At 67.2% G+C, this 11078-nt stretch carries 11 protein-coding genes; 2 read left to right on the top strand and 9 right to left on the bottom strand.

Annotated elements, in window-relative coordinates:
- Positions 1 to 11 precede the first annotated feature (11 nt).
- From ACTHQS_RS17825 to ACTHQS_RS17805, 5 genes are all read right to left on the bottom strand, one after another.
- The gene (locus ACTHQS_RS17825; RefSeq protein WP_440171559.1) at positions 12 to 941 is read right to left on the bottom strand and encodes an MBL fold metallo-hydrolase; all 930 of its coding nucleotides are present in this window, start codon (positions 939 to 941) and stop codon (positions 12 to 14) included.
- On the bottom strand, positions 941 to 1945 hold the full coding sequence (locus tag ACTHQS_RS17820) for an oligopeptide/dipeptide ABC transporter ATP-binding protein (protein ID WP_440171557.1): 1005 nt from the start codon (positions 1943 to 1945) through the stop codon (positions 941 to 943). Before ACTHQS_RS17820 ends, ACTHQS_RS17825 begins: the two co-directional genes overlap by 1 nt.
- Positions 1942 to 4062, bottom strand: coding sequence for a dipeptide/oligopeptide/nickel ABC transporter permease/ATP-binding protein (locus ACTHQS_RS17815; protein ID WP_440171555.1), 2121 nt, complete (start codon positions 4060 to 4062; stop codon positions 1942 to 1944). The genes ACTHQS_RS17820 and ACTHQS_RS17815 overlap by 4 nt, the downstream gene beginning before the upstream one ends.
- On the bottom strand, positions 4059 to 5012 hold the full coding sequence (locus ACTHQS_RS17810; protein WP_440171553.1) for an ABC transporter permease: 954 nt from the start codon (positions 5010 to 5012) through the stop codon (positions 4059 to 4061). Before ACTHQS_RS17810 ends, ACTHQS_RS17815 begins: the two co-directional genes overlap by 4 nt.
- Positions 5013 to 5074: 62 nt before the next feature.
- On the bottom strand, positions 5075 to 6631 hold the full coding sequence (locus ACTHQS_RS17805; protein ID WP_440171551.1) for an ABC transporter substrate-binding protein: 1557 nt from the start codon (positions 6629 to 6631) through the stop codon (positions 5075 to 5077).
- A gap of 222 nt (positions 6632 to 6853) precedes the next feature.
- On the opposite strand from ACTHQS_RS17805, the gene ACTHQS_RS17800 reads away from it, so the two are divergent.
- The gene (locus tag ACTHQS_RS17800; RefSeq protein ID WP_440171549.1) at positions 6854 to 8113 is read left to right on the top strand and encodes a glycoside hydrolase family 1 protein; all 1260 of its coding nucleotides are present in this window, start codon (positions 6854 to 6856) and stop codon (positions 8111 to 8113) included.
- Between the two features lie 51 nt (positions 8114 to 8164).
- On the opposite strand, the gene ACTHQS_RS17795 is transcribed toward ACTHQS_RS17800, so the two are convergent.
- From ACTHQS_RS17795 to ACTHQS_RS17785, 3 genes are all read right to left on the bottom strand, one after another.
- The gene (locus tag ACTHQS_RS17795) at positions 8165 to 8995 is read right to left on the bottom strand and encodes a nucleoside hydrolase (RefSeq protein WP_440171547.1); all 831 of its coding nucleotides are present in this window, start codon (positions 8993 to 8995) and stop codon (positions 8165 to 8167) included.
- Between the two features lie 76 nt (positions 8996 to 9071).
- Positions 9072 to 9509, bottom strand: a complete 438-nt coding sequence (locus ACTHQS_RS17790; RefSeq protein ID WP_440171545.1) for a universal stress protein — start codon at positions 9507 to 9509, stop codon at positions 9072 to 9074.
- 33 nt (positions 9510 to 9542) lie between these two features.
- Positions 9543 to 9827, bottom strand: coding sequence for a hypothetical protein (locus tag ACTHQS_RS17785; RefSeq protein WP_440171543.1), 285 nt, complete (start codon positions 9825 to 9827; stop codon positions 9543 to 9545).
- Positions 9828 to 10020: 193 nt separating this feature from the next.
- Here ACTHQS_RS17785 and ACTHQS_RS17780 point away from each other — a divergent pair, with 193 nt between their 5' ends.
- Entirely contained in the window at positions 10021 to 10326 is a 306-nt protein-coding gene (locus ACTHQS_RS17780; protein ID WP_440171541.1) for a hypothetical protein, read from the top strand.
- Here the strand turns inward: ACTHQS_RS17780 and ACTHQS_RS17775 are convergent.
- Positions 10311 to 11063, bottom strand: a complete 753-nt coding sequence (locus tag ACTHQS_RS17775; protein WP_440171539.1) for a GAF and ANTAR domain-containing protein — start codon at positions 11061 to 11063, stop codon at positions 10311 to 10313. The two genes, ACTHQS_RS17780 and ACTHQS_RS17775, sit on opposite strands and share 16 nt — an antisense overlap.
- Positions 11064 to 11078 lie beyond the last annotated feature (15 nt).

The following is an 11078-nucleotide window of genomic DNA, read 5'->3' as shown; positions in this document are numbered from 1 at the left end:
TGTTTCTGCTGTCAAAGGGTAATGATGTCCAGTGCGGCCGGGGCGATGATCTCTCCCGTGTAGCCGGCCAGGGTGGCCTCGGGCAAGGCCATCGCCAGCCATGCCTCCGGCGGCTGCGCCATGGGGGTGTAGTGACTGAGAACGAGTTTCCCGGCCCCCGCAGCGTGGGCAACGGCGGGCAGTTCAAGGACACTGGAGTGCGCCTCGAACAGGTGCTTGATCAGTTCGGCGCCGCGCGGTTCCGGGAGGCCCGCCGCGATGCGCTCGATCGCCGAATTGTCCTGGGCTTCGTGGACAAGGACGTCGCAGTCCCGTGCCAGTGCTATCAAGTTGGCGTTGTGGGCAGCGGTGTCTCCGGAGAAAACTACAGCCTTCCCGGTCTCTTTGACGGTGAACCTGTAGGCGTAGGCGTCGGCGACCTCCGGACCGTGGAAAACACGGGTGGCGGTCACGGTAATATGGTCGTCCTCCATCACGAATGTGATGGCGCCGTCGTCCGGAAGGTCCAGGTCGTGCCCCGTCACTGCAGGGAAGGACCCGAAGCCGCCCCCTGCCGCGAAAAGGGCGATTTCGTCGTCGAAGCCGGCCAGCAGCTTGGCCGCTTTGGCCTCGGCCCCCGGCGGGCCCCAGATGTCCAGGGACGGAAGGGCGGGGCGGGCCGTCCAGCCGTGCAACATCACACCGGGCAGCCCGGAGGTGTGGTCAAGGTGGTGGTGGGTGATGAACACGTTCCTGACACCGCCAAAGCCCAGACCTGAGTGAATGAGCTGACGGGCGGTGTCCAGGCCACAGTCCACTAGGTAGACGCCGCCATTGACCACTAGCGCAATGGCGGGTTGGGCCTCCTGCGGGGTGATCACCGGCCCGCCGTTGACGCCCAGCATGACCAGCCGGTCGCCGTGGCCGCCCGCTGGCCGGTCCGCGGGCAAAGTGCCGCCCATCAGGCGTAGTGGCAGGCGACGTCGGAGGCGCCCACCTGCCGGAGCGCCGGGCGTTCGGTGGCGCACAACTCGGTGGCGAGCGGGCAGCGGAGCCGGAACGGGCAGCCGCCGGGTCCGGGAACGGCGGCGGCGCCTGTGCGGACACCCAGCGATTCGCGGGCTTCCCGCCGGGCGGCCTGCTCGGCAGGCCTCGGCACGGGGGACGCGGCCACGAGGGCCTGGGTGAAGGGGTGCTTCGGGTTCCCGGTGACGGCGGCGGCCGGTCCGGTTTCCATCACCTGGCCGCGGTAAAGCACCACCACGCGCTCGGCCAGGAACTGGACCACGGCGATGTCGTGGGCAATGAAGAGGTAGCTCAGGCCGCGTTCGTCGCGGAGGTCGGCCAGGAGGTTCAGGACCTGGGCCTGGGTGGACAGGTCCAAGGCGCTGACGGCCTCATCGCAGACCACCAGCTGGGGGTCGCAGATCAGGGCGCGCGCCACGGAGATGCGTTGCCGCTGGCCACCGGAGAACTGGCTGGGGTACCGGTCCACGGCGTCCCGCGGCAGCCCAACGCGTTCCAGCATGTCTTCCGCTTTGGCTCTTGCCTCCGCGCCGGAGACGCCGCGGAGGCGGAGCGGTTCGGCGAGGGAGGTGCCGATGGTATTGCGCGGGTTCAGGGACGAGTTGGGGTCCTGGAAGACGGCGCGCAGTTCCCCGCCCAGGGCCCGCCGCTGCGCGGCATTGGCCCCAGTGATGTCCCGGCCCTGGTACGTGATGGACCCGCCGGAGACCTTCTGCAGGCCAAGGATGGCCTTGCCGATGGTGGATTTCCCGGAGCCGGACTCCCCCACCAGGCCCAAGGTTTCGCCGGGTGCGATGCTGAAGGTAACGCGGTCGACGGCGGCCGGTGCCGTGGCTGCCTTGCGGCCCTTTCCGTAGCGGACCACCAGGTCCTTGACCTCCAGCGTGGGGGTGGCTGCGGTGGGCGGTGAATCGCGGCGTTCCGTGACTGTGGTGCTCATGCCAGGTCCTTTTCAACGATGTGGTCTTGCTTGGGCGTGACCCGCAGGGTGCGGGCGCCGGGCACGTCCGTAGCCAGCCAGTCCATGCCTTCGACGGCCAACTGGTCTGCCTTGACGCAGCGCACCAGGCCGTCGCCGGCGCCGGAGGACAGCAGCGGGACCGGCTCCAGGCAGGCGGAGCCGGCGAACTGGCACCGGGCGGCAAAGCGGCAGCCGGAGGGCCAGTCCTTGGGTTGCGGGACCTGGCCGCTGATCGTGGCCAGCCGTCCGGGCATGGTGTCCCCGTGGTTGGCGTGCGGGTCGGCGGCGAGCAGGGCCAGGGTGTAGGGGTGGCGCGGGTTGTCCAGGATGGCCTGGGTCTTCCCGTTTTCCACCACCTGCCCGGCATACATGACAGCCACCTGGTCGCAGATGTCTGCCACGACGCCGAGGTCGTGGGTGACCATGACCACGGACATGCCGGTGTCCTTCACCAGGGTCCGGAGCAGGGACAGAATCTCGGCCTGGACCGTGACGTCAAGGGCGGTGGTGGGTTCGTCCGCCACCAGCAGCTTTGGCTGGCCGGAGAGCGCCAGGGCGATGGCCACGCGCTGGGCCATGCCGCCGCTGATCTGGTGCGGATAGGTCTTCAGGATGCGGGCGGCGTCAACGATGCCCACCTTTTCCAGGAGGGTCAGGGCCTCCTTCCGGGCCTCTGCCCTGCCCATCCCCCGGAGCCGGCGGATGGTGGCGGTGAGCTGGTAGCCCACCGTGAACATCGGGTCCAGGGCCCGCATGGGTTCCTGGCTGATCAGCGCGATCTCCCGCCCGCGGACGGCTTCCATGTCCTTCTCCGTGGTGGCGCCCAGGTTCCTGCCGTTCCACAGGATCTGGCCGCCGGTGACGGAGACGCCTGAGGGCAGCAGCCCGAGCAGGGACAGCGCCGTCATGGTCTTGCCGCAGCCGGATTCACCCACCAGGCCCAGGACGGTTCCGGGCTGGACGTCGAAGGAGACGTCGGTGACCAGGCGGACGCCTCTGCCTGTACCCGCACTGTCGACGCCGACGGAGAGGCCACGGACGCTGAGCGTCCCCTTTCCGTAGTTGTCCGGCGCTGGCACGTCCCCGGCGGAAGGGGCCTTTGCAGGTTCCGCTGCGGCGATGGCGGCGACGGCTTTGGCGCGCTGCCTCCGGGCGGCCGCCGAGGGCAGGTGCGGGGCGGCTGCGTTGGGTGCCTTGCCGAGTGCGTTGCCGATGGCGTTCGCTGAAAGAACCGTCAGTGCCAGCACGGCACCGGTGGGCACCATCATCCACGGGGCGTCGTAGACGTGCTGGGAGGCGCCCTGGATCATGCCGCCCCAGCTGGGCTGCGGAATGGGCGGGCCGAACCCGATGAACGCCAGGCCGGCCTGGATCAGCATGCCCACGGCAAAGATCAGGGCTGCCTGCACCACGATGGTGTTGGCCAGGCCCGGGAGGACGTGGCGGAGGCTGATCCCGAACGGACTGGTGCCGTCCACCTTGGCGGCGTCCACGTAGAGCTGGGACTGCAGGGACTTGGCCTGGCCCAGGATCACGCGATAGATCCCGGCGGACATCAGGATTCCCAGGATGGCCATGACCACCGGGATGTTGGTGCCTACGGCGCCGATGACGGCCAGGATGATCACGGTTCCCGGCAGGGACATCATAATTTCGGTGACCCGGCTGATCACGGTTTCGGTCCGCTCCCCCGCGCCTGCGGCGAGCATGGCCAGGACGGTGCCAAGTCCGACGCCGACAATCACCGTGATCAGCGACGTCCCCAGGGTGCCGGCCGCGGCAGCGAAGATGCGGCTGAGGATGTCCCGGCCGAGCTCGTCGGTGCCCAGCCAGTGCGCGGCGGTGGGGCCGGAGAGGACGGCGGTGAAGTCCTGGTCCTCGGTCTTGAACGGCAGCCACAGCGGCGCGGTCAGGGACGCGATAACCAGCGCGGCCAGCCACACCAGGCCGGCTGCGGCTCCCGGCGAGCTGAACAGGCGGTGCCTGGAGAACCTGGCGAGTGCCGCCCTGCCGGGGCTTGGCGCGGACGCTCCTGCCGCCGTCGTGCTTCCTGTCTGGTCCGCGTCCGCGGGAGCCGGGGCAACTGTGGGAATCATGAGGCACGCAACTTCGGGTCGAGGAACTTGGTGGCTAGTTCCAGCACCAGGTTGACGGCGACCACCACCACGGTGGCGATCACCACCACGCCCTGCACGGCAGGGGCATCGTGGGTGCTGACGGAGGACTGGACGGCCTGGCCCAGGCCGGGCATGGCGAACAGCTGTTCCGCGATGACGGAACCGCCGAACAGGCCGATGAACTGCAGGGCGATCCCGGCCACGATGGGCAGGCTCGCGTAGCGCAGGGCGTGGACGTAGAGGATCTTCCAGGTGGGGGTGGCCGTGGCCCGCAGCGTCCGGATGTGCTCCTGCTGCAGGGCCTCGAGCATGGACGCCCGGGTCTGGCGGGCAATGAACGCGGCGCCGCCCACGGCCAGCGTGATCACCGGCAGCGCCAGGGACTGCGCCCAGTCCTGCGGCGAGACCTCGAAGGGCACGTAGCCGGTGGCCGGGAAGACAGAGGACTGCACGGCGAAGAGGTAGACGAAGATGATGCCCACCCAGAAGGCCGGCAGGGCTACGAGGAGGCCAACGAAGCCACCGATCACCTGGTCCAGCAGGCCGCCGCGGACGGCTGCGGTCACGCCCAGGGCGATGCCCAGGACGGCGCTGAGGATGGTGGCTCCGGCGGCGAGCGAGGCCGTGACGGGCAGCCGGCTGGCAAGGTCTGCGCTGACGGAGCGGCCGTCGATCAGCGAAACCCCCAGGTCGCCCTGGACGGCGGATCCGAACCAGGTGGCGAACTGGGTGACCAGGGGATCGTTCCAGCCGAGCCGCTGGTTGACCTCGTCGATGGCTTCCTGTGAGGCGCCGGCGCCGAGGGAAACCGCTCCGGGGCTGCCGGGCATGGCGTGTACCAGCAGGAATGCCAGCACCGCCACCACCAGCACGGTGGCCAGCGCCATCAGCAGGCGCTTGGTGATGAATAGTGCCATGGTGACCTCCATCGGTCAGGCCCTGCCCGTGGGCCCTCCCCTTGCCGGGAAGGGCCCACGGGACGGTGCGGGTATTAGCTGGCCGGGGTGTAGGACGAGAGGAGCGGGTAGGCGTTGGTGCCGGCGAACTTCACCGGGGACACCTTCTTGGTGTTGTAGCCCTGGTTGGTGAGCGCTTCGTACAGCGGGATCATCCAGCCGGACTCCACCAGACGGGTGTTCAGCTTGGTGGCGGCTGCCTTGACGGCGGCGTCGTCCTTGGCTGCGGCAAGTTCGCCTGTGGCTGCGCTGAGCTGGTCGTCGGTGGCCTTCTGGACGTTGGTGAAGCCGTTGAGGATGGCGCCGTACATCACGCCGACGGGGTTGTCCCAGTTCAGTGGCGCGTATCCCAGGGGCGTGGTGGCGACGGCGGCGAAGGCTTCGTCGGTGGAGGCGGCCATCTTGACGTTCATGGTGATGCCCACCGCGGCGAGGTCCTTCTGGACGGCCTGCAGGTCCGTCTGGGTCTGGGCGCCGGCAATGATGGTGAACTCGAAGCCGTCGGCGTAGCCGGCCTCGGCCAGCAGGCTCTTGGCCTTGTCCGGGTTGTATGCGAACTTGGTTTCGAGGTCCTTGCTGAAGCCGGCAGAGTCCTTGGGCAGGGCATTCCAGGCGGGAATGTCACCCTTGTGCAGGGCGTCCACCAGGGCCTGGCGGTTGATGGCGTACTGGATGGCCTGGCGGACCTTTTCCTGGGCGAACGCCGGCGCGGTCTTGCCGGTCTTGTCGAAGGAGATCATGGTGTTGACGGTGCCGCCGATCTGGGTGACACCGACGCCCTTCGACTTGGCGAAGTCCACAGTGTTCGAGGTCAGCATGGCAACGTCGGCCTGGCCGGAGACCAGGGCGTTGGCCCGGGCCTGGGGATCCATGACAACGCTGAAGACCACCTTCTTGTAGGCGTATTTGGAAGCGTCCGCGCTCTTGTCGTTCTTCACCAGGACGTACTTGTTGCCCTTCACGGTGGAGGGGTCCAGGGTGTACGGGCCGGAACCGTCGGGGGTGGCCCCGAGGCTTGCCGTGTCCGTGACACCGTTCTTGCCTACGATCATGCCCGTGGTGGACGCCAGGTTCTTTTCAAAGCCCGGCTGAGGCTTGGCAAAGGTCAGGGCCACCTGCGTGGGGCTGACCACGTCCACGGACGTGATTTCCTGCGCGCCGCCCTTGGCTACGGCGGAGTAGGCGCTCAGGGCCGGATCGGAGCGGCGGTCCAGGTTGGCTTTGACCAGGGCGGCGTCGAGCTTGGAGCCGTCGGTGAACGTGACGTCGTCCTTGAGGGTCAGCGTGAGGATGGTGTTGTCCGCGTTGTAGCTGAACTCCTTGGCCAGGCCGGGGCCTGTGGAGCCGTCCGGCTGAAGCGTCATGAGGGAGTCGTAGAGGCCTTCGAAGAACTGGCGCTGGGCGGCCGAAACGCGCAGGGGGTCGTAACCGAAGGATGCCGAATCGCTGTCGATTGCCAACGTGAGGCTGCTGGTGTCAGCCTTTGCGGCGGCTTGGCTGGACCCGCCGCCGCAGGCGGCCAGGGAACCGATCAGCAGGGCACCGGCCAGGACGGCAGCGCTGCCGCGCGCGGTGGAGGTCATAAGTTTCATCTGGTGCGCCTTCGCATTCTTCTATGACGGTGACAAACGGAGGAAATTCGAGGGGCCGGAGCTGTCCGGCTCCCTTCAAGAATCCGTTGGAGCCTGCGGGGCCAAACATGACAATGTCATTGATTGAAAAAGTATTGTGGCGGCGGTCACGCTACTCGACAGGATGGATTTAGGCAGTGAGGCCTGGGACGCCGCCGCGCGTCCATCATGAGAGGAATCCCTATGACCAACCCGTTTCCGCGAACCTTCCTTTGGGGGGTGGCCACCGCCGGCCACCAGGTGGAAGGCAACAACGTCAACAGCGATATCTGGTTCCTGGAACACCTTCCGGGCACCATCTTCGCCGAGCCTTCAGGGGACGCCGTAGACCACTACCACCGGTACCGGGAGGACATTGCGCTGATTGCCGGCCTGGGTTTCACCACCTACCGCTTTTCCTTGGAGTGGGCACGTATCGAACCGGAGGAGGGCCACTTCTCGGTGACTGGGCTGGACCACTACAAGCGGGTGCTGGAGGCCTGCCTGGAGCACGGCCTCACCCCGGTGGTCACCTTCCACCACTTCGCGTCACCGCGCTGGCTGCTGCGTTCGGGCGGCTGGGAGGGCGAACGCACGCCGGAGCTCTTCGCACGCTACTGCGACCGCGTGATGGGGCACTTCGGTGAGCTCATCGGCGTCGCCTGCACCCTGAACGAGCCCAACCTTCCCTGGCTGCTGGAATCCTTCGGCATCGGCGGCGAAGCACCGGAAAACCGCAGCAAGGTCCCCATGTGGGCTGCCGCTGCCGAGCGTCTTGGCGTGGACGCCAGCACGGTCGCCCCGTTCCAGTTCTGCTCCACCGAGGCGGGTTTCAACGTCAAATTGGCCGCGCACCGGGCCGCCACTGCAGCCATCAAGGCGCACCGCCCGGACCTGCAGGTCGGCTGGACCCTGGCGAACTCCGATATCCAGGCGCTTCCCGGCGGCGAGGAGATCGCGGACCGGGTGCGCCGCGACGTCAACGAGCGGTTCCTGGAAGCATCCCGTGGCGACGACTTCGTGGGCATCCAGACCTACGGCCGGACTGTCTACGGAGCGGACGGGCACGCGCCCGCCCCGGAGGGCGTTCCCACCAACCAGATGGGCGAGGAGATCTACCCGCAGGGCCTGGAGGCAACCATCCGGGAGGCCTGGCGCGTGGCCGGTATCCCCGTGATCGTCACCGAGAACGGCCTGGCCACGGAGGACGACACCCAGCGGGTGGCCTATCTGGAGACAGCGGTCGACGGCGTTGCCTCCTGCCTTGCCGACGGCATCGACGTGCGGGGCTACATCGCATGGACCGCTTTCGACAACTTCGAGTGGATCTTCGGCTACCGTCCCAAGTTCGGCCTGATCGCCGTCGACCGTTCCACCCAGGAGCGGACTCCGAAGGAAAGCGCACGCTGGCTGGGCAGCTTCGCCCGGCAGCACGCCGAGGCGGGAGCGGCGCAGCCCGCCTAGCATCAGGCAATGGCCCGGACCACTTTTCAGAGGTCCGGGCCATTGTCCTGCTTACTGATGCAGCCGCAGCTTCGCGAGGAAGTCCGCGATGATCAGCCGCGTATCCACCGAGGTGTAGGTCCGGCGGGAGGGCTGGGTGCCGATTTCCCTGAAGGTGGACGTAACGTCGTCGAGCCCCGTGACCACCAGGGGCGCGCTGTCGCCCAGGCACCACAACGGCCCGAACTTCACGAAATCAGGCACCTCCAGGCGGTTGAAGAGCTCCCACAACCAGGCACCTGCCCGACCTGAGTTCCTGAAGGCATGGTCGAGTTCAGCCACCGGGGCAACCACCTGCCGGTACGTCTCCGCCGGGAACTGCCACACCGCCAACTCCTGGTTTCCCAGCACAAAGTCCGCAGCGGCGGGATCCGTGAAGTAGTTGTATTCTTCCTCGTTCGCCGCAGCTCCGCCCACCCAGGCCAGGGTGAGGGAGGACGCGACGGCGGGATGCAGCAGGAGCGCGTCGGCGACGTTGGTGAGCGGGCCGGCGCAGACAAGGATCAGGGGCAGTTCTCCCCCGGCCGCCGCGGCGTCCACAATGGCACGGGCAGCAGCATTGTTCCGCGGTTTGCCCGTGAAGGGAAGGTCGGGCCCGGCCTGGGCCACTGCCAGCTCCGGAAACTTGAGGACGCGCAGCAATTCCGTGGCCAGGTCCGCGCCTCTTTGGGCCATGCCCTCCGGCAGGCCGAACATCGGGTTGGTCAGTGAGCTGGTAACCGCCACGATTTCGTTGGCGGGCGACATTGCGTGATGGGCCAGGGCAACCAGCCCGTCCGGGTCCCCTGCCCAGTCATTGTCGATTACCACCCGGCAGCGCGGCTCAATGCGAATCATGTCCATCCGGCAAGCCTCGCAGCGGCGGCAGATTCGCAGGACGGCACTTTCCAATCACCGAAAGGGAAAGGTGTGCCGGCGGCTAATCCGCGTCCGGCTCCCGGATCACCAGCACCGGGCAGTGCGCGTGGTGGATGGTCTGGTGGGACACGGAGCCCAGCAGCATGCCGGTGAATCCGCCGTGGCCGCGGGACCCGACTGCCACCAGGTCGGCATCCTTCGAAGCGTCGATGAGCGCAGAGGCCGGGTTTCCCTCCACGATGCGGCCGGTAACGGTCACACCCTGGTCCTTCACGCGTTCGAGCTCTGCTTCAAGAATGGCCTGGGCGTCCTTCTGGAAGATCTCATAGTCCCACGCCGTCCCCATGGCATCGCTGACGTAAGGGAAGCTCCAGGCCGTCACGGCCTGGACTTCACCGTTGCGCAGCCTGGATTCCTCCACCGCCCAGTCCATTGCCGCCTTGGACTGGTCGGAGCCGTCCACCCCCACGACGATCCTGAAGCTTCCGTTACCGGCCACGACTCTCCTTTAGCTCACCTGGTGCCGTCGGGACTAACCCTGGTCCGTCGTCGCACCGTGCGCCGGAACGGCCACTGTGGAATGCTCCGGCTTGGCAGCCTGGTGTGGATTTCCGGCTTCCCTTGCACAGTGGACGCAGCAGTAGATGCCGGCTTCGCTCTCAACGGGGTGGCCCAGGATCCGGCAGCCGCAGTGCTCGCAGGCGGGAGCCATCATATGGATGGCGCATTCGAAACTGTCGAACGTGCCGGTCTGGTTTCCCATGCTGACGGTGAACATACGGCCCTCGCTGCTGCCGCAGACATCACATGCGCCCATGGTCCTTGCCTCCTGTTGTCGTCCCTGCTCCAGACACTCAAGTTGACTGCTTGGGCCGGTTCGCTGCCTAGGGGCAAAGGTCCCCCTGCGGGGCACGCGGTGCAGTCAAAAAGTTTCTGATTCTTTTCCCATCCACCGGGCCGGCCGTTCCGAAGACCAAGTGTCGGAGTGCAACCAAGGCTAGGACGGGACGATGGATGCCATTGACCAGCAGGCCCTGACCGGTGCCGTCATCAAGGAGCACCGGCTGGACCTGGCCCAGCTGTGGCTGGAGTTCGTCGGGCTGGGTGGTGACGCCTCGGAACAGCTCATCCGCGACTACTGCGACGGCCAGGCCACCCTCTCGCCGAAGGAGCGGGACGCGCTGGCCCAGGCCGTCAATGAACACTGCGCCGCCGAAGGCCTGCTGCTGCGCGCTCCCCTGAGCAGTTATGCCCTGGTCCTCTGCCAGCCGGGGCCGCAAGGCCCTGAGCGGAAAGGCCCCTACTCGTCGAAGTAGGTAAAGGTGTCGGCGGCGCCGGCAACGGACGACACCACGACAGCCGCCACCTCCCGGAGTTTCATGTTCCGGGTGCTGGACGCGTCCCGCAGCAGCTTGAAGGCGGCTGCCTGGCTGCAGCGGTTCTGCGCCATGATGGCACCGGTGGCAAGGTCGATCACGGTGCGCGTCCGCATGGCTGCGGTCATGCCATCCCTGGTTTCCTCCAGTTTCAGCATGCGCAAGGCAAGCGTCAGTCCTTTGGAGGCCTGCCGGACAAACGTCTCGGCGACGTCCACTTCATTGCTGCCCAGGGCCACGGGCTGTGAACAGTAAAACGTCAGCACGCCCTGCGCATCACCCTCCAGCCCTGCAGGGATGCTCACCAGCGAACGGAACCCCAGGCCCCGAACAGCCTGCACATACTCCGGCCAGCGGTTCTCCAGCCGCAGGTCGGCCACCAGGACGGTCGTGGCGGTCCGCATGGCCATCAGGCCCGGACCGTCCCCGTGTTCGAATTCCAGCTGGTTCATTCCCCCGGCGCCGGGGTTGCTGCAGGCCGTGGTCAGGGGTTTTTTGGGGCGCAGCACCGTAACTTCACAGCAGCACTCGCGGCCCGGGCTGCCAAGCCTGGACGCCGCGTATGCTGCCAGGTCCTGGAGAATTGCCCCCACCTCGGGGTTTTGGAGGAACGACTCCTGAAGGTGCAGGGCAACATCAGGAAAGTTTTCGGCACCAGAGACGTCGGCGTTGGACACGCGACTTACCTCCCG

The organism is Arthrobacter sp. SAFR-044 (assembly GCF_051965175.1).
Lineage (GTDB): Bacteria > Actinomycetota > Actinomycetes > Actinomycetales > Micrococcaceae > Arthrobacter.
The sequence above is the reverse complement of the archived record's forward strand: the minus strand, read 5'-3'. Positions and strand labels throughout refer to the sequence as shown.